Origin of the sequence: Roseivirga sp. (assembly GCF_965216855.1) — a bacterium.
In the GTDB taxonomy this organism is placed as follows: domain Bacteria; phylum Bacteroidota; class Bacteroidia; order Cytophagales; family Cyclobacteriaceae; genus Roseivirga.
Map to the genome: position 1 here is coordinate 2072944 of NZ_OZ244204.1, position 18956 is coordinate 2091899.

Genomic DNA, 18956 nt, shown 5'->3' on the forward strand with positions numbered 1-18956 from the left:
AAAGCTTCAGATATGAAAAGAATATTCTTTGGAGCCCTTCTTGGGCTCTTTCTATTGGCCCCTTCTTTAAAAGCTCAGGATGCTGAGGATGTGGCTCAAATCAAAAAAGCCATCACTACCATGTTCGATGGTATGAGAGCAGGAGACTCTTCTATGGTTCATTCCGTCATCATCGATGACGTTGTCTTTCAAAGAGTCGGTAAAAACAGAGAAGGTAAAACCGTTGTACAGGACAGTGACTTCCAAAACTTTCTTAAAGCGGTAGGAACACCTCATGATAAGGTATGGGACGAACAAATTGAGTTTGGTCCTATTCTCGTAGACGGTGATATGGCTTCAGCCTGGACCCCATTTAAGTTCTTTCTGGGAGGTCAGTTCTCACACTGCGGTGTAAACTCATTCAAACTTTATCGTACCGAGGAAGGCTGGAAAATATTTCACCTGGTAGACACCAGTCGAAAAGATAACTGCGCCATGTAGAAAACAAAAAACCCCGACAAAAGTCAGGGTTTTGCAAGCAAAGAGTTAGGTTTCATCCATTTTTAAAGATGATGAGTTGGATGATTGCTCATCATCTTGTTTCATTAAATTCGAGGTCAAAACTAATGAGCCGTTTGACTTAAAAAAACTATTTTCGAAAAATCTTCGGAAAACTTAAAGTGCTGAAAAAACTAATTCAATACCTATATACCGGTTGGTGTGCCATAGCTTTTGTAGTTCCTATGCTCATTCTGGCTATTCCTATGGTTATACCTGTGATTGTATCAAGGAAACTAGACTTTATCACCTACTTCTTTATCCGTGTCTGGGTTTACTGTTTCAGCATAACTACAGGCATTTGGTTCATAGGACACAACAAACGGGTGGTAGACAGAAAGAAGTCTTACATATTCGTAATTAATCACACGTCATTTCTCGATGCTCCGGCTATTCCAATTGCTATTCCGAGTAGCCTGGTTGCCCTGGGTAAAAAGGAGCTTTCTCAAATTCCTGTTTTCGGATGGATTACGGGCCGCTTTGCTATTTGGGTAGACCGCTCTGATCCGGAGAGCAGAAAAGCAGGAAGTCAACGCTTAAAGCAACTACTATCAGGAGGTACTTCTGTACTGGTAGCTCCGGAGGGCACTCGTAACAACACTGACGAACCATTGCTTCCCTTTAGATATGGTCCTTTCCGGCTAGCCATAGAGTCGCAAATCCCAATTCTACCCGTAATCATACACAACGCAGGGAAACTAATGAAGCGGGGAAGCCTCTTACTTACTCCTGGTGTTGTACACTCCTATTGTCTGCCTGAAATCTCTGTTGAAGGCCTAACAGAGGACGATTTGGACGAGCTGACCAACAGCACCTATGAGCTCATGAAAAATAAAATCATCGAGCTAAACAGTCAGTAGTTCATCCTGAGGCTTTACAACCCTTCCTGTTGCCGATGAGTCTACAGAGTAAAGTCAAAAATGAAAAACCTCATTAATTACCTCCTACTGATCCTGATGGTCACCGCATGTTCAGAAAGAAGTATTGAAGATACTCTCCCTGACCCGAAAGAACCGGAAGTATATAGAATTCCAATAGTGATACATGTGCTTCATATGGGAGACCCTGTTGGCCAGGGAGATAATTTGTCAATGGAGAGGATAAAGTCTCAAATCAGGGTTTTGAATGAGGATTTTAGGCGAAAACCCAATACTAACGGTTTCAATGATGATCATCTCAGTAAAGACGCAGGAATTGAATTCTACCTGGCTCAAATAGCTCCAGATGGCACCTCTACCAATGGGGTCAACAGAGTAGATATCAACAGTCAACCCCCTCCGGGCTTTGGTGGAAACAGGATAGCCATGGGAGCACATTATATAATGTGGGATCCCGAAAAATACCTAAATATATGGACCTGGCCTGGGGTTAAAGATACAGGTGTCGGAGAAGCCAGGTTTCCTGTTTCGGATTTACCCGGACTAGAAGATGAAGCTTACATGGTCATCCCCGGTGTCGACAATCTTTCCGGCTTTCCCATTGAATTGGTAGATGGAATTGCCATTACCTCCATGCATTTTGGTGTAAGTGATTTAGACTCACCCTATAACCTGGGCAGAACCGGTACACATGAAATGGGACATTTTTTAGGCCTCTTGCATATTTGGGGAGATGATGAACATGAAGGAACATGTGAGGCCGATGACTTTTGCGATGACACCCCGCCAACCAAAATTCGCACACTGGGTTCCCCCAACAACCTATTGGCTTGTGATGGTTCTGCAGCCATGGTAGAAAACTATATGGACTATACTGATGACATTATGATGAATAAGTTCACAAAGGAGCAAATAGCCCGAATGAGATATGTTTTGGAAAATAGTCCAAGAAGAAAAACACTTGTCAATCAAAGCCTCCAATAAGTTTGTAAATTCGCAGCAGTAATATTTGGCACTATTTTAGACTAGCTCATTTTCAACCAAACATTAAAGCTTATGAACACTTTATACAAACCATTAATGATAGGGTTCATGGCGTTGATTTTAATAGGCTGCGCCACAGGAAAAAATGCCTTCGATAAAGGTGATTATGAAACAGCTCTGGATAGAGCGGTGAACCGTTTACAGTCAAACCCTTCCAACAAAAAAGCTCAGGATGTTTTGGTTGATGGCTACAAGGTGGCTTCGCAATACCACCTCAGAAGAATTCAGCAGCTCAACCGAAGCACGGACCTTTTGAAATGGGAAAGTGTTTTCAACGAGTACGCTGCCTTAAACAGATATTACAATGACATTCAAAGATGTCCTGCTTGTTTAGATCTGGTAAACCCTAAGGAATACCTTGAAGAACAGGAAGATGCTGCTCAGCAAGCAGCCAGTGTTCAGGTAGACCTTGGTAATCAGGCCATGCAGCTGAATACCATTGAAGCAGGCAGAATCGCTTTTGGTCACTTTGAAAGAGCCCTTCGATTCAATAATGCAATCCAGGGCATTGACAGTTTATTAACCGAAGCGAGAAACATGGGAACTGTACGCGTTTTGGTTGAACCAATCCCTGTTCACTCCAGAAGCCTGGAATTGACCAATGAGTACTTTGCCAACAGAATGTTTGAGTTCCTGGATGGCTTTAGCAGAGATCGCTTTGTTCAGTTTTTCTCTCAGGGAGATATTGATGCTTACGACATAGAACCAGACCATATACTCAGCATGGAATTCGATGATTTCGTTTTAGGCCAGACATTGGTAGAATCTAAAACCAAGGAAATCAAAAGAGATAGTGTAGTGGTTGGACAGTACAAAGACGAGGACGGTGTTTCACATGATGTTTTCGGGACAGTAAAAGCGGATTTCACTACCTACAGAAAAACACTGGCTTCGACCGGAATACTGAATTTCGAAATCAGAGATGCTTACAGTAATCAGGTATTAATCCACCGTAAGATGGGAGGAGAAGATATCTGGCAATACGAATGGGCATCATTTAATGGTGATGAACGTGCATTGACCAAAGATGAGATTCGCATGTCTAAGCAAAAAGAAATACCTCCTCCAACACCTCAAGAGCTCTTTACCGGGTTTATAGATCGCATTTACGATCAGGCCCTAGGTCAAATACGGCAGCTCTACCGAGACACGAGAATTTAATTTGGAGGCTGTATCAAAAACTTATATTTGATACAGCCTCCTTTCTTTTTCCTGCCCCTGGATCTAAACAACCTTCAGGTAAAGGAGTTTCTTTTTTATCATGAATAACCGCTCATTTGCCTGGTTCAACGCCATAGTAGTTGCCACCACTATTTTTCTATCCTACTATTCTAACACAGGAGCCATCAACGGCAATACCATGGGTAGCCTGAGTAATGAGTACACTAACTTATTCACTCCGGCAGGCTACGCTTTCGCCATTTGGGGTTTCATTTATATAGGGCTGATTGGCAATGCTGTTTTCCAGCTATTCAACAGCAAAGACCCTATGGTTAGACCTATGGCTACATGGCTCAGCCTCGCGAATATTGCCAATTGTATATGGGTATTGCTGTGGCTATATGAACTAACCAGACTAAGCATATTGGCCATGATACTGATTCTCTTTAGTCTGCTAAAGCTGACCGTTGCTCTTCAAATTGGGTTCAGAAAGCAATCCGTTTGGGCATGGTGGCCTGTTTCCATCTACACCGGATGGATAACCGTTGCCCTGGCAGCCAACATTAGTGCCTATCTGGCCAAAATCAATTGGGTATCACTCCTTTCAGAATCAAACTGGGCCATAACCATAATACTAGTGGCCTCAGCCATTTATATCTTCCTTATACTGAAAAGACGGTTGGCCTATGCCGGTTACGTGGGTGTATGGGCACTGGCGGCCATAGCCGTTAAACAATGGGGAGAACAAATAACAATACAATGGGTAGCCGTAATCAGCTGTGCATTGCTATTTGTTCTATCTGTTTATCAGGATTATGTCAACAGAACTAAACTCTCCGCCTAGTTGCTGGTCATGGCGCTTAGCAAATCATGACGCGTGAGGATGTGTACCTCATTGTTGTCATCTCTTACCAGTACTGCAGGATTGTCTTTTGTAATTACTGAAGAAAGTACATCCAGCGTGTTATCTGGAGATACGAACTGGAACGATGGGTCCATTACCTCAGATACCGGTTTATTCTTCAGATCAGGATCTTCAATCATCTGTGCCAGCAGTTTAGAGTCAATCAGACTACCTACAAAATCATTGCCTTCTTTTACAGGAAGTTGAGAAATGCTATTAGAAGTCATCAGCTTGATGGCTTCAGCAACAGTTGCTGACTTTTCAATGGTGGTTAAGCTACCATTTCCATTCTGATGCGCAATGACATCAGCAGCGGAACTAAAAGCTCTGTCTTCTATAAAACCTCTGGCTTTCATCCAGTCATCATTATAGATTTTGCCCAGGTATCGTGTACCATGATCAGGTAGAATGATTACCATCACGTCATCTTCTTTGAGGATTTCCCTGGCATACTCTAAAGCTCCAGCCACAGCAGAACCACATGACCAACCACAGAACATGCCTTCTTCACGAGCCAGTCTTCTGGTCATGATAGCACCATCTTTGTCAGTCACCTTTACAAAATGATCGATCAGATCGAAATCTACGTTCTTAGGAAGAATGTCTTCACCTATACCTTCAGTCAGGTAAGGATAAATCTCCTTCTCATCGAAGACTCCGGTTTCTTTATATTTTTTAAATACAGATCCATAAGTATCTATTCCTACTGAAACAACCTCCGGATTTTGTTCCTTCAGGTATTTCGCTGTTCCACACATAGAGCCTCCCGTTCCTACACCTGCAGCCCAGTGCGTGATTTTTCCTTCGGTGTCTCTCCATATTTCAGGCCCCGTTGTCTCATAATGAGCCAGAGCATTGGAAAGGTTATCGTACTGATTCGGATAAAATGAATTGGGGATATCCTTGTTTAGCTTTTTTGCTACAGAATAGTAAGACCTTGGGTCATCAGGCTCCACATTGGTAGGGCAGACGATTACTTCAGCACCAACGGCCTTAAGGATATCTATTTTCTCCTGAGACTGTTTATCGGCCAAAGTGAAAATACATTTATACCCTTTAGAAATAGCCGCTAAAGCCAGGCCCATTCCTGTATTCCCGGACGTTCCTTCGATAATAGTCCCCCCCGGCTTCAGGTGACCGGCAGCCTCAGCATCCTCAATCATTTTAAGGGCCATTCTATCTTTCATAGAATTCCCGGGGTTAAAGTATTCCACCTTCACCAATATTGTTCCGGGGATGCCTTTATTAACCGAATTAAGTTTAACCAGTGGAGTATCTCCAATGGTATCAATGATTGAGTTATAGTATTTCATTTGAGTATAATTTCCTGTTCTATAATAGCGGCTGCAAAACTAACGTTTATTAGCCTCTGTCGAAAATCAAGCTTTGATTACTTAAAGATCATCTGTGCGTAAAAAAGTATTGACACGACTGGTGTACCGATCCTTGTACTCCGGCCTTGTGTATAGCTGAACGTGCTTACAACCTTTAAATAGTACGGGGTAAACATTCATTTCTCCTTCTATTTCGGCTTCCAATATGGAAGCAGGGGTTTGCTCATCAGTGTCTGTATATAAAATCAGCACAGGTAATTTATTATTAGAGAGCAGAAACGAAAATTTCATTTGATCGCTCCAGCCTTCAATCTTCTGATCAAATTTGCTCCAGGCCATGTTGAAAATAAAGTTCGGAATACCCATACCTTTAGCCCCTTCTCTGGCTGTCTCCTTGATATTGCTCAATGGGCTATCCAAAATGAGTTTATGTACCTTAAGTCCATGCTCATTCTGATATTGCACCAAATCGGGACGGTTGACTGCCACCGCACTGGCCATAGCTCCCATTGAGAAGCCCCAAAGCACAAAGTCTGTTTGTCCATACTTTTCATTCAGCATCTTCATACTGCCCACTATATCTTCTGCGAATTCGTAGCCTAAGGCTGTTGATGCCTCTTCAGACTTTCCGGAGTTACGCAGGTCCGGAATGAAAATATTGAACAGCGAATCCAATCCCTGTGCCTTGATCAATTCAAGGTATTTCATGGTTTTCAGTCGGTTGGAGGTTCTACCGTGATTGATCATCAACGTTTGGTTGATCCCTTCTTTGCTGGAGGGCACATACCATCCGTTCAGAGACAATCCATCAGTCAATGTTTGATAATCTACCTCCTCATAATTACTGAAGCCATAATCTGCTGGGTTCCTATTGTCCCCAATGCCATAGTCAGCTACCCTCTGCGGATCGCTGGTCACAAATTCGAAAGTATATCGGTCGTAGTCTGTAATGAGTCCGACAAAGTGAGGGATTCCTACAAAATAAAAGGCCAACGCGATCAACAAGATGCTGATGGCCAGTATTCTCAGAAACTTTTTCATGATGCTTATTTAGAAACTGAAGCGAGTAGATAAAGAACAGCCATTCTCACAGCCACTCCGTTTTCTACCTGATCTAGAATAATGGCGTGATCTGAGTCTGCCACATCACTGCTCAATTCAACACCTCTGTTGATTGGCCCCGGGTGCATTATGGTAATTTCTTTATTGAGGGAATCAAGCAACTTTTTGTTGACTCCATAATAGAGTGAATATTCTCTTAGAGAAGGGAAATACTTAATATGCTGCCTTTCCAGCTGAATTCTCAGAATATTGGCAACATCACACCATTCCAGTGCTTTACGAACATCGAGTTCCACCTTAATGCCCAGCGTATCGATATATTTAGGTAACAGGGTAATAGGCCCGCAAACCATCACGTCTGCTCCCAGCTTCTGCAAGGCAAAAATATTAGACAGGGCCACTCTTGAGTGAAGTATGTCACCGATAATGGCCACTTTCTTGCCTGCCACATCGCCTAGCTTTTCCCGAATCGAAAAAGTATCGAGTAATGCTTGTGTCGGATGCTCATGAGTACCATCTCCGGCATTGACAATATTGGCCTGAATATGCCTGGATAAGAAGTGTGGAGCACCAGGACTTGAATGTCTCATGACAATCATATCGACCTTCATGGAGAGGATATTATTGACCGTATCCAGTAAGGTTTCTCCTTTCTTTACAGAACTGCTACTACTCGAGAAGTTCACCACATCAGCAGAAAGTCTTTTCTCCGCTAACTCAAACGACAGTTTGGTACGGGTAGAGTTTTCGAAGAACACATTCGCAATGGTGATATCACGAAGTGAAGGCACTTTCTTAATCGGACGGTTAATTACATCCTTAAATTCTTCAGCAGTCTGAAAAATGAGCTCTATATCTTCCCGCGTAAGATCCTTTATCCCCAGAAGATGTTTAGTGCTCAGTTTATCCATTAGTCTTCTTTATTGATTAGCCACACATTGTCTTCTTCAACACCTTTTTGGTGTTCCCACTCTACCAATACCCTTTGGCTGTCGATGGTATTTACCTGTTTACCAATGTAGTCAGGGAAAATTGGCAGTTGGCTGGAATACCTTCTCCTCACCAGTACCAGCAGCTCTACCTTGCTTGGTCTGCCAAATGCATGCATAGCATCCAGCGCAGCCCGCACAGTACGGCCTGTGTAGAATACGTCATCGATGAGAATCACCTTCTTTCCTTCAATCAGAAAGTCGATTTTAGTCTCATTTGCACGTACGGGTGTATCTCTTCTTCTGAAGTCATCTCTGTAGAATGTAGCATCGAGATAACCCAGTTGAATTTTGGAGTTAGTAAATTCTGTAAGTCTTTCTTTGATTCTTTCGGCCAGAAAAATCCCTCTGGGTTGAAGCCCCAGCAATACAGTATTTTCGAAATTTTGATGGTTTTCTATCAGTTGCTGACAGAGACGGCCAATAGTGATGGCTAACTGAGGGTGACCTAAAAGAAGCCTTTTTTGCATTTCAGGATACAAATATAGTAAAAGGAATTGCTCTCGGAAGCAGCATTAAACATTTAGTGAGAAGTATCTCCGGTATTATTCACTGCAATGGCATTCAGAAAAAATACTCTTCTATTCTCTGTCCCTTCCGCTCCGCGAATATTCTGAACCCCAAAAACAAGGAATTTATTATCGTACCAGCCGACCACACCCTGGTATTCTTCTTTCTCATACCTGAGTTTTTCTTCTTCAGACATCAATTGAAGCACGTCCATCAAACGTTCTCCCGGCTCTTCGTAGAGCAGCTTACCAAAGAGTTCCTCATCAAAATAGTAGCTGTAGTAAACCTGATCTCCTTTTGTTTCGAAAGCCCCAAAGTTATTAAGTGGCATGGGTTGATCTTCTTCAATTTCCATACTTGAGTCCCAAAGCATATTGCCCTTTAAGTCCATAGCCAAGGCAAAAGCATGGGTGAATCTTGTTTCATCATTCCTGAATGAATTAGCCGTACCAATTGGGTTCCACCGATAATTACCATTGCGGTAGTTATCTACATCATTGTTATAATCGTTCAATCCATACTTAGCTCTCATATAATCCTGAGTACTCATCTGATTGGGCTTATAGAACTCACCCATCAACAACAGACGATCTTCAGTCTCGACCATTTCGGAGAATAAGGCATCAATCTTATACCTCCATATTTTTGAACTGTTCTTGGCTTCCAGAGCTTTCTCCTTAAGCTTTTCCGCTTTACGTTCTCCATTGTGATTCAAAAAGGTAGAGAACTCACCAAAGCTCACGTATTTCATATTTTGCTTCCCCGTCCTATCAACATGATTGATATACATACCACTTGGGAAGGTACCAGCCTTGATACAGTAAAGCCCAACAACTACTTGCTCCCGATCAATGATAGATGATGATACTCCGCTAAGGAGCTGATGATCCTTTGCCGTGTTCAGTTGATAACTGCGGATGGCATTACCGGCATAATCATAGGTATTAACCACAATGGTTCTGTCCTTTTGGGCATTCTCCACCGAGGACAGTACGTTGAAGGTCAGGCTATCATAGTTCACTCGGACCTCAACCAGTTCCGACCTGTTCTGAAATACATTGGATAAGGTCCTCACCTTATCATTGGTGAGGTCATAGGCAAAGACCGCAGGCCTGTCCTGAATATAACCGCCAATAATGGCATGGTCTTGCACTACTTCGAACTCCTCAATCTGAAGGTCTACAATACTTTTAGGTTCATACTCTAGTAACTGCTCTTCGTTGAGATTAACCGAAACAATCTTAATCAAACGGTTTTGCTGCACATTCTGAAAAAGCAGGATAGTCTTGTCTCCCGCATAGTGATAGCCGCGTAACTGTAGTCGCTTATTGACTGAAAGAGTATCTGCCCACTGGAATTCAAGATTCTTATCCAGGTGGTGAAAAACGATCGGGTAGCGATTAGAACTACCACTATACTGTGGTTGAATTACCAGAACACCCTTCTCCTCATTCGAAATCACCACATAATCTAAATTGTCCCAGTCATGTTCAATTTCATATCTGGATATATGCTCAATCTGGGCAAAAGATGCCACAGAGCCGAACAACCAGAAAATGAGAAGTAGCTTTTTCATTTACTCTCAGACATTTTAATGATCAGATCAAATTCTTCTTTTCTAACAGGCTGAACAGACAATCTCGAATTCTTTAGCAACACCATATCCGATAGCAAATCTGTTTTCTTAATCTCTTCCAGGGTAATAGGGTTCTTCAACTTTTGTTTAGGAACAAAGTCAACCACCACCCAACGATCATCATCTATTGTCGGATCAGGATAGTACTCACTAACGCATTCAGCAATGCCTACAACAGCCTTTTCGTTCACGCTATGGTAGAAAAGTGCAAGGTCTCCTGGAACCATTGATTTGAGGTTATTTCTGGCCTGATAGTTTCTCACTCCGTCCCAATGATCACGACCTAATTTCACCAGATCGTCATAAGAGTAGGTATTTGGCTCAGATTTTATCAACCAATAGTTCATAATCACTTATTTTTAACTTTGCATTCAGTTAGACAATAATTAGTCTTTCCGGCCTAAAAAAGCAAGAATTATCATCTCTCATTAACAAAAGCAAGTCAATTGGATAACTCGACAATACTTAAACAACTCAAGCTACAGGCTGCACTTATGGAGCTTCACGATGAAAACAGTTTCAAAATCAGAGGCTATCAAAATGCAGTTTTTCAATTAGACAAATCTGACCTTGATTTGGCCTCTATGAGCCTCTCTGAACTGGAAGGCTTACAAGGTGTTGGAAAAGGTATTGCAGCCAGTATCAGGGAAATTGCACAAAAGGGTAGCTCTGATGCTTTGAATGATTTACTGGAAAACACTCCTGAAGGAATCGTTGAGTTGCTCGACATGAAAGGGATTGGCCCGAAAAAGATCAAGGTGCTTTGGAAGGAACTAGGGATAGAAAGTGGTCATGAGCTCAAAGAAGCAGCCAACTCAGGTTTAGTAGCCAACCTCAAAGGCTTCGGAGAAAAGACACAGCAGACCATTATCGATGCACTTGAATTCAAAGAAGCCAATGCCAATAAGCTTCATTATGCCGATGCAGAGTCAATTGCCGAAGAAATCATTGACCTTCTCAATGATTTCAAACAGGTAGATCGAGCTGAGGTTACCGGTGCCATGCGTAGAAAACTTGAAGTTGCAGACAGTATTGAGATACTGGTCGGGGCCAGTGACTTCGATGCACTGGAAGATGAGTTGAATGCACAGGATGCATTCACGCAGCTTTTAGAACAAAGCGGTCCGATAGTTTGGCGAGGTTTGTACAAGGAGCACAAAATTGTAATTGAACTCATTTTCTGTCAACCGGAAGACTTTGTCCGTGAGCAATTTCTTCAAACCGGTAATCAGCTTCATATCTCCATCCCCATTGCCAATGACAAGTCGCTTCGTGACATGGCCTACAGTGCCGAGTATAAATCTGAAGAAGAATTATATGGCTCATTAAATATGGCCTATGTAGCTCCGGAATTGAGGGAAGGTAGTTTCGAAATAGAATTATCCAAAGGTAATAACCTGCCGAAACTGGTAGAAATGAGCGACCTGAAAGGCATTCTTCACAATCACTCCACCTACAGCGATGGCAAGCACAGCCTCAGACAAATGGCTGAGTACTGCAAAGAATTAGGTTATGAATACCTGGGCATTTGTGACCACAGTAAATCAGCCTTCTACGCCAATGGCCTGAATGAGGATAGAGTGGCTGAACAACATAAGGAAATCGACCAACTGAATGAAGAGCTCGCCCCATTCAGGATTTTCAAAGGCATTGAGTCTGACATCCTGAATGATGGGAGGCTGGATTATGATGACGATGTATTGAGCAGCTTCGACTTCACAGTAGCCTCTGTACACTCTGTGTTGAATATGAACAAACAGAAAGCCACTCAACGTCTTCTCACAGCGATAGAAAACCCATATACCAATATATTGGGTCATCCGACCGGACGCCTTTTATTGAGGAGAGCCGGTTACCCGATTGACCATAAAGCCGTCATCGATCACTGTGCCAAGCATAACGTAGTCATTGAAATCAATGCTAACCCATGGCGCCTTGATCTCGACTGGAGATGGGTGAACTATGCTTTGGAGCAGGGAGTTATGCTATCAATTAACCCCGATGCTCACGAAATGAACGGATATCATCACATGAAGTATGGTTTGCTCACCGGACGGAAAGGTGGATTGACTGCTGACATGACCTTTAATGCACTTAGTAAAGACGCTATAGAAAAACATTTCGCAGAGAAAAGGGCTTCCGCTCCAGCACATGCCTAAAAAAATTCTGATCATTCGTTTCTCCTCTATAGGAGATATAGTACTGACGACTCCGGTCATTCGCGCGATCAAAACGCAGATGGATGATGTAGAAGTACACTATGCTACCAAAAAGCAGTATCACAGTGTTCTGGAAGCCAACCCCTACATAGACAAATTTCATTTGTTGGATGGTAACCTGAAAGGGCTCACCCATGAGCTCAAGCAGGAAAAGTTCGATTTTGTTGTCGACCTGCACAACAACCTACGTACCCGAAGAATAAAGTCAGGCTTAAAAACTGATCATGCTGCCTTTCCTAAATTGAACTGGGAGAAGTGGCTGATTGTGAACCTTAAAGTAGACAAGCTCCCTAACATTCATATTGTAGACCGCTATCTGGAGGCAGCTAAGCCTTTGGGAGTGAAAGCAGATGCTTTAGGGCTGGACTATTTTATTCCTGAAAAGGATGAAGTAGAAAAGGATTGGCTGCCAGAAACACACAGAAAAGAGTTTGTGGCATTTGCTATTGGGGGAAACCATGAAACGAAGAAATTGCCACTAGACCGAATGATTGAGCTTTGCGACAAAATCAACAAGCCGATTATCCTGTTGGGAGGTAAGGAAGATGCGGAGAATGGGGAAAAGATTGCTGACTTCTTTGATCGCAAACATGAAACGGAAGATTTCAAACAGCCTTTGGACGACCTGGGTAAAAAAGCACTGATCTATAATGGTTGTGGTAAATTCTCTATCAACCAAAGTGCTTCTGTCTTAAAGCAGGCAACTTATGTATTCACGCACGATACCGGCATGATGCATATTGCAGCCGCTCTGAAGAAGAACATCTTCTCTATATGGGGCAATACCATTCCTGAATTTGGTATGTATCCCTACAGAACTAAATTCACTATTCTTGAAAAGAAGGGATTAAGTTGCCGACCATGTTCAAAAATCGGCTATAAAAAATGCCCTAAAGGTCATTTTAAGTGTATGAATGAAATCATTTTTGACTTCTGGCTACCATAGTCATACTCCTTGAAGAAAACAGCATGAAACATAAATCTTTACAAACCATTTCTATTCTTCTCATTCTGGTATCCCTCGTGTTGGAAACCGGAGCGGGTCAGGGCTGGTTTGAATTCAGCAAACCTCAGGCATTGTTTGGTGTATCACTGGCCTTAGTCCTGGTTTCCATGTCCATCAATGTGAAGATCATCAGAACGATGGGCATCAAACCTCACACAAGGAAAACCAGTCAACTTGTACTGGTTATTTCCGCTATGTATGCCCTGGCTGTGTTTGGGTTGGAGTTGATCTAATTGCTTTCTGCCAAAAATCTCTTCCTTTCCTTTCTACTCATCTCCTGGGTAACCAAATCTTCGGAATGATTAGAAATATAGGTATAACCGATTTTTAGCTGTCCTTTCAAACGATTGGTCTGAAATGTTGGTCTGAAAAACACTGTTTTAAGCCAGTCATTATGAGGCTTTAGACGATCGACCGTAACGGTTTGATAAGACAGTGAAATGAAGAGGCGATTCTCATAATCCAGTTCACCAATTTTCTGACCTGGTAACACTACATCTCCTTCTTTCACCATCAACCCTTGATTAGCAAAACCCAGGTAGTCAGCCACGGTACCATCTGCATGCCGAATGCGAATTCTGTTTTTTAACCGACTTTCGGGTAAGGTTGACTCTGCGAATTCAACAACCCCTCCACGAATAGCTGTAATGTTTTTACTGTTTTCAGGTTTAAACTCAAGGCCATAAAACTGAGAAACGCCATCTGCATACTTGATTGGAGAAACGTAGGGTTCATCTGCATCATAGTTATAGGAAATTAACGTGACTTCTTCACTCTCATCTACGGGAAGCAAATAATCAAAATCTGCAGGCTCTGTAACCAGTATGCTTTCGGTGTAATAGAACAGATAGCTATAATCAAAAGTGGTTGTTCCGGTTGATTTGAGTTCAAATAGAGTATGAACACCAGGCCCGACAGTTTTAATATAAGGAAGTCTTTCTGTGGCTGTAGCTCCTATGAGTTTTTCAAAGTCTATAATAATTGAGAGCGTTTTCCCGGTACTATTTTTAAGGCGCCACAACCTGGTTTGACTTCTAAACAATTCCAGATTTAATGGAAAGTCTTCATTCCTAAAGCCTCCTCCCTGAGGGTCATAAAAGCCCGAACCTTGCTGGATCAGTTTGTTTTGGGAAGTAATGGTTTGCCCCTGAATAAGCACTGAGATCAGTAAAAGAAGTATTGTGTAAGTTTTTTTCATGTCTGCTTTTTAGCAAAAATCAAACCATCTATTTCGAACCGAGGTATTTCTTTTTCTCCCTTTTGCTCATTTCCTGAGTAATAAGTTCATCGTTAATCACAGAGGTATAAGTTTCTCCAGATTTTAAGGAGCCCTCAAATCCTTCGGCAACAAATTTAGGGATCAGGCTTTTGACTTTTGCCCAATCTTTATAGTTCCTGGAAACTTTGGTATCGATGGCCAAATAGGTAATGTCGAGTAAGAGTCTGGCATGTCCTACAGTACTGGTTTGCGTTGCTACGGCCAGGGCAGTCCCTGGTAGTACTTCATCTCCCTTTTCCACCTGGGCGCTATTGTTCTTAAAATTCATGTAGCGGGCAACTGTTCCGTCTTCATGTCTAACGGTCATAAAGTTCCTGCTTCTGGTAAAAGTATAGGTTAAGGTGTCTGTCTGGTTCCCTTGTTCAATCTGCTCCACAACTCCTCTTCTGACCGCTGTTATGGTATCTCCATCGATGAGGTCAAAAGACAGGGCATAGAAGTCTTCATCTTCTTCACCCTTTACCAGTTCCTTAATGCTGCCTACTTCTCTCACCTCAACCTGCAAACCACTACTGACAGGAAACGTGTAAAGCACATCATCAATTTTAGGGTTTGCCGATCCGGTCCAGTAATAAAACTTATAATTGAAGTCACTATTTCCGCTTCCCGATTTTTCAAGCTCAAAAAGGCGATGCCTGCCGGGGGGAACCACTTTAACCGCTGGCAGAGAAGTATTGCAGGTCAGGCCTACCAGTTTGTTAAACTCAACCACTATGGTCATGTAAGAAGGACTGGTATTAATAGCTGTGAATTTATAATCACCTGTTTTCTGATCGAAATCATAGCTAACCTCAATATTCGATTGGGCAATGATTTCAGCGCTAAACAGGAAGCAACATAGAATGAAGAGAACTCTGTGCATCGATTCTAACCTTAAAATGACACACATAATAACATGAAAGCTGTTAGCTAACAAGCATTTTTATCTTCTTTTTCCAATATTTAAAATCAAACTTGTTCAACTGAACATCCATGGCACTACGGATTTCTACTGTCATCAGGTTGCCAATACTTCCTTCGTGGGAATGTTCTACTTCTCTTTTCGCTTCAAACTTGCCTGCATTAACCGCCTGACCTACCTGTACATAAGCTTCGCGGAAAGGTACTCCTGAAAGAACAAGTCTATTCACCTCCTCTACAGTGAAAAGGTAATTGTATTTCTCCTGATCGACTATTTCCGTGTTAATCCTGATATGCTGCAACATGTAATCAGCCATTTCCAGACAAGCTTTCAAATCTTCCAGAGCAGGAAAGAGCAGCTCTTTAAGCAACTGCATTTCACGGTGATAACCAACGGGTAAATTGGCCAGTAACATAGCAATGTCGTTTGGTAGGGCCACAATACGATTGCACTTTCCTCTAATCAGCTCGAATACGTCTGGATTCTTTTTGTGAGGCATAATGCTCGACCCCGTTGTTAGTTCATCGGGGAAAGTCAGGAAACCAAAATCCTGCCCCATATACAGGCAAACGTCCATAGAAAACTTGCCTAATGTAGAAGCAATAGCGGCCATTCCGTTAGCCAACTGTTTCTCTGCCTTGCCGCGGGACATCATGGCATTGACCACATTGTAATGCATAGAATCAAAGCCTAAAAGATCTGTAGTGAGCTGACGATTCAAAGGAAATGAAGAGCCAAAACCAGCACCAGAGCCCAAAGGATTTTTATTGACCATGCTATAGGCAGAGTGCATTGCGTTGAGGTCATCAACCAGACTCTCTGCATAAGCTCCAAACCACATTCCAAACGAACTGGGCATGGCTACCTGCATGTGCGTATAACCTGGCATCAGTATATTTTGGTAGGTATCGCTCAGAGTCGTCAATCGGTCAAAAAGTCCTTTAGTGCCCTCCACCAGTTCTTTGATCTCTGAACGCATAAAGAGTTTCAGGTCAACCAAAACCTGATCGTTGCGCGATCTTCCACTGTGTATTTTTTTGCCTATATCTCCGAGTTTTTCCGTCAGCATAAATTCAATCTGAGAATGGATGTCTTCAACATCATCCATCATCTCAAACTCTCCCTTTTCCATACTGCTATAAATACTCTTCAGCTCGTTGTGAATAGACTCCTTTTCTTCCCTCGTTAGCAAACCGATGGCTTCCAACATAGCGGTGTGTGCAAGAGAGCCCTGCACATCGAATGGTGCAAGAAAAATATCAAATTCCAGGTCTCTGCCTACCGTGAATTGCTCGACCTTAACTGAGCTCTCTATGTCTTTCTTCCAGAGTTTCATATGTTGAAGTTCAAGGACTGAAGAATGAAGTAAGTCTTCAGCTTAATTTTTAAAAAACCGATTTAATAACTCAATATACAATTCTATGCCTTCCTCGATCTCATTTGTATAGATATACTCATCTGCAGTATGCGATCTGGCTGAATCACCCGGACCTATTTTCAAACTTGGAAAAGGCATAAGTGCCTGATCTGAGAGTGTAGGAGATCCAAATTTCTTGAGCCCCATACTTTCTCCGGCTTTGATTATTGGATGTTCTATTGATATTGAAGAAGGATTTAGCCTTGTGGAACGGGCAACCACTTCACAGTCTACCGAATGCTCAATATGCTCAAGTACTTGCCAGTTGGTCATGGTATCAGTTGTACGCACATCTACCACAAAGTGACAGGTATCTGGAACAACATTATGCTGGGTACCTGCACTGATTTGTGTTACCGTCATCTTAATTGGACCCAGCCATTCTGATTCCCGCTCAAAACGATAGTTCTTAAACCAGGCAATAGAAGGCAGGGCCTTATATATGGCATTCTCCCCTTCATTTCTGGCGGCATGGCCGGCCTTTCCTTTTACTGTACAGTCGAGTACCATAAGTCCTTTCTCAGCCACAGCCATTTGCATTAGAGTTGGCTCACCTACAATGGCAAACTCAATATCTCCCAATTCCTGTAGAGCAAGGCCTACTCCCTCTTTTCCGGAAATTTCTTCTTCAGCAGAAGCCAGAAAAATCAGGTTATAAGGTATCTCCTGATCATAAAAATGCAGAAAGGTTGAAAGCAAAGAGACCAGGCAACCTCCTGCATCATTACTTCCTAAACCATACAGTTTACCATCGGCCTCTATGGCCTGATAAGGATCATTTTTATAACCCACATTAGGCTTTACTGTATCATGATGTGAGTTAAGAAGTAGAGTTGGTTTTGATGGACTGAAGTGTTTGTTCTTTGCCCATACATTATTCTGAATTCTTTGGGCTTCAATACCCTTGTCTTTTAAAAAATGCTCGATGTGACTAGCCGTTTTTTCTTCCTCTTTACTAATGGATTTAATCTCTATTAGTTCTTTCAGAAGGGCAATAGCCTGAGTGTCAAAATTCATATCAGTTGAGTTGAGGTGTTTGGTGTTGAAAAAATTTGTCTTTTAATTTAGCCAACTGAATTTTCATCGTTTTTGGTTATTTGACTGACGGTGGATAGAAAAATTCCTTCCCTTGTTTTTGAGTGTTGACTCCATAACTTAACCAAGGATCTTTATCATCTTATCTTAGAAAAGCAGCCTCGTCAAAATCTTATAATTGAATTATCGTTCCGGACTGATTATTATTAAGACTTGAGAAATGAATAATTCTAACCTGTCCCACCCCAGCATTTAGGGCGTCAAAAGCATTATCCAATTTAGGAATCATGCCACTGTTGATTATACCTGAATTTTTATACTCGTGGTAATTGTCGGGATCAAGTACCGGGATTACCGTTTTACTCTCAAAATCTGAAAGAACACCCGGCTGTTCGAAGCAATAGACTAACTCTACATCAAAAGATTTACTGAGCGCCACCGCCAATACTGAAGCAATAGTATCTGCATTGGTATTAAGCATATTCCCCTGGCCATCATGAGTCAATGCACAAAAAACAGGGCGAATACCCTGATTCAAGAGGCTTACCAACAAATTAATATTGACCCCTTCCGGAACCACATCACCTACAAAGCCATAGTCTATCTCTTTCACCGGACGTTTCTTTGCCAGCATGGAGTTTCCATCAGCACCAGTCAACCCAATCGCATTGATGCCGTTAGCCTGAAGTTGTGCCACTATTTTCTTATTGACCAAACCACCATAAACCATAGTCACCAAATCGAGCGTCTCAGCATCTGTAATTCTCCGGCCATCCACCATTCTGGCTTCAATTCCCAGTTGATTACCGATTTGTGTAGCAATCTTTCCACCGCCATGCACCAGAATGGTAGGTTCGGTTCTTTTCGCAAAATCAGCAAGAAACAGATCTAATGACTTGGGATCATCGATCACATTTCCACCTATTTTGATTATGGTTAGTTTGTTCATTTTATATCCTTCTGTCATTCAGAGCGAAGTGTAACGAAGCGAAGAATCTCCTTATTAAATGGGAGATTCTTCGGTCGCATCATCTTTGAATTTAT

At 42.2% G+C, this 18956-nt stretch carries 19 protein-coding genes; 8 read left to right on the forward strand and 11 right to left on the reverse strand.

Annotation, left to right across the window (positions count from 1 at the left end; translation table 11 throughout):
• Positions 1-12: 12 nt before the first annotated feature.
• From ACOOEY_RS09365 to ACOOEY_RS09385, 5 genes are all read left to right on the forward strand, one after another.
• The gene (locus tag ACOOEY_RS09365; RefSeq protein ID WP_420388410.1) at positions 13-480 is read left to right on the forward strand and encodes a hypothetical protein; all 468 of its coding nucleotides are present in this window, start codon (positions 13-15) and stop codon (positions 478-480) included.
• Between the two features lie 179 nt (positions 481-659).
• The gene (locus ACOOEY_RS09370) at positions 660-1397 is read left to right on the forward strand and encodes a lysophospholipid acyltransferase family protein (protein WP_420388411.1); all 738 of its coding nucleotides are present in this window, start codon (positions 660-662) and stop codon (positions 1395-1397) included.
• 60 nt (positions 1398-1457) lie between these two features.
• Positions 1458-2399, forward strand: a complete 942-nt coding sequence (locus tag ACOOEY_RS09375) for a M43 family zinc metalloprotease (protein ID WP_420388412.1) — start codon at positions 1458-1460, stop codon at positions 2397-2399.
• A 108-nt stretch (positions 2400-2507) separates the two neighbouring features.
• Positions 2508-3620 (forward strand): hypothetical protein, encoded by a 1113-nt coding sequence (locus ACOOEY_RS09380; protein WP_420388413.1) that lies wholly within the window; start codon positions 2508-2510, stop codon positions 3618-3620.
• A 100-nt stretch (positions 3621-3720) separates the two neighbouring features.
• Complete coding sequence (locus tag ACOOEY_RS09385; protein WP_420388414.1) at positions 3721-4464, forward strand: tryptophan-rich sensory protein; 744 nt, start codon at positions 3721-3723, stop codon at positions 4462-4464.
• Here ACOOEY_RS09385 and ACOOEY_RS09390 read toward each other — a convergent pair.
• From ACOOEY_RS09390 to ACOOEY_RS09415, 6 genes are all read right to left on the reverse strand, one after another.
• Positions 4461-5837 (reverse strand): pyridoxal-phosphate dependent enzyme, encoded by a 1377-nt coding sequence (locus ACOOEY_RS09390; RefSeq protein ID WP_420388415.1) that lies wholly within the window; start codon positions 5835-5837, stop codon positions 4461-4463. The genes ACOOEY_RS09385 and ACOOEY_RS09390 overlap by 4 nt on opposite strands.
• 81 nt (positions 5838-5918) lie before the next feature.
• Positions 5919-6899 (reverse strand): alpha/beta hydrolase, encoded by a 981-nt coding sequence (locus tag ACOOEY_RS09395; protein ID WP_420388416.1) that lies wholly within the window; start codon positions 6897-6899, stop codon positions 5919-5921.
• Between the two features lie 5 nt (positions 6900-6904).
• Positions 6905-7831 carry an aspartate carbamoyltransferase catalytic subunit gene (locus tag ACOOEY_RS09400; protein ID WP_420388417.1) on the reverse strand — a complete coding sequence of 309 codons (927 nt, stop codon included), beginning with the start codon at positions 7829-7831 and terminating at the stop codon, positions 6905-6907.
• The gene (gene pyrR, locus ACOOEY_RS09405) at positions 7831-8379 is read right to left on the reverse strand and encodes a bifunctional pyr operon transcriptional regulator/uracil phosphoribosyltransferase PyrR (RefSeq protein ID WP_420388418.1); all 549 of its coding nucleotides are present in this window, start codon (positions 8377-8379) and stop codon (positions 7831-7833) included. Before pyrR ends, ACOOEY_RS09400 begins: the two co-directional genes overlap by 1 nt.
• A 53-nt stretch (positions 8380-8432) precedes the next feature.
• Entirely contained in the window at positions 8433-9995 is a 1563-nt protein-coding gene (locus ACOOEY_RS09410) for a hypothetical protein (protein ID WP_420388419.1), read from the reverse strand.
• On the reverse strand, positions 9992-10402 hold the full coding sequence (locus tag ACOOEY_RS09415; RefSeq protein ID WP_420388420.1) for an EVE domain-containing protein: 411 nt from the start codon (positions 10400-10402) through the stop codon (positions 9992-9994). The genes ACOOEY_RS09410 and ACOOEY_RS09415 overlap by 4 nt, the downstream gene beginning before the upstream one ends.
• Before the next feature lie 99 nt (positions 10403-10501).
• Between ACOOEY_RS09415 and polX the strand changes: the two genes are divergently transcribed.
• Genes polX through ACOOEY_RS09430 form a run of 3 tightly spaced genes read left to right on the forward strand, consistent with a single transcriptional unit; the run spans position 10502 to position 13513 of the window.
• Positions 10502-12214 (forward strand): DNA polymerase/3'-5' exonuclease PolX, encoded by a 1713-nt coding sequence (polX, locus tag ACOOEY_RS09420; protein WP_420388421.1) that lies wholly within the window; start codon positions 10502-10504, stop codon positions 12212-12214.
• Positions 12207-13220, forward strand: coding sequence for a glycosyltransferase family 9 protein (locus ACOOEY_RS09425; protein ID WP_420388422.1), 1014 nt, complete (start codon positions 12207-12209; stop codon positions 13218-13220). The genes polX and ACOOEY_RS09425 overlap by 8 nt, the downstream gene beginning before the upstream one ends.
• A 23-nt stretch (positions 13221-13243) precedes the next feature.
• Positions 13244-13513 (forward strand): hypothetical protein, encoded by a 270-nt coding sequence (locus ACOOEY_RS09430; protein WP_420388423.1) that lies wholly within the window; start codon positions 13244-13246, stop codon positions 13511-13513.
• Here ACOOEY_RS09430 and ACOOEY_RS09435 read toward each other — a convergent pair.
• The 5 genes from ACOOEY_RS09435 to argB all read right to left on the reverse strand — a co-directional run bounded on the left by ACOOEY_RS09435 (position 13510) and on the right by argB (position 18861).
• Positions 13510-14478: a M23 family metallopeptidase gene (locus ACOOEY_RS09435; RefSeq protein ID WP_420388424.1), complete on the reverse strand. Its 969-nt coding sequence runs from the start codon at positions 14476-14478 to the stop codon at positions 13510-13512. The two genes, ACOOEY_RS09430 and ACOOEY_RS09435, sit on opposite strands and share 4 nt — an antisense overlap.
• Positions 14479-14506: 28 nt before the next feature.
• The gene (locus tag ACOOEY_RS09440) at positions 14507-15421 is read right to left on the reverse strand and encodes a hypothetical protein (RefSeq protein ID WP_420388425.1); all 915 of its coding nucleotides are present in this window, start codon (positions 15419-15421) and stop codon (positions 14507-14509) included.
• Between the two features lie 43 nt (positions 15422-15464).
• Entirely contained in the window at positions 15465-16796 is a 1332-nt protein-coding gene (gene argH / locus ACOOEY_RS09445; protein WP_420388426.1) for an argininosuccinate lyase, read from the reverse strand.
• 42 nt (positions 16797-16838) lie between these two features.
• Entirely contained in the window at positions 16839-17894 is a 1056-nt protein-coding gene (locus ACOOEY_RS09450) for a M20 family metallo-hydrolase (protein ID WP_420388427.1), read from the reverse strand.
• 190 nt (positions 17895-18084) lie between these two features.
• Positions 18085-18861, reverse strand: a complete 777-nt coding sequence (argB, locus tag ACOOEY_RS09455; RefSeq protein WP_420388428.1) for an acetylglutamate kinase — start codon at positions 18859-18861, stop codon at positions 18085-18087.
• Positions 18862-18956 lie beyond the last annotated feature (95 nt).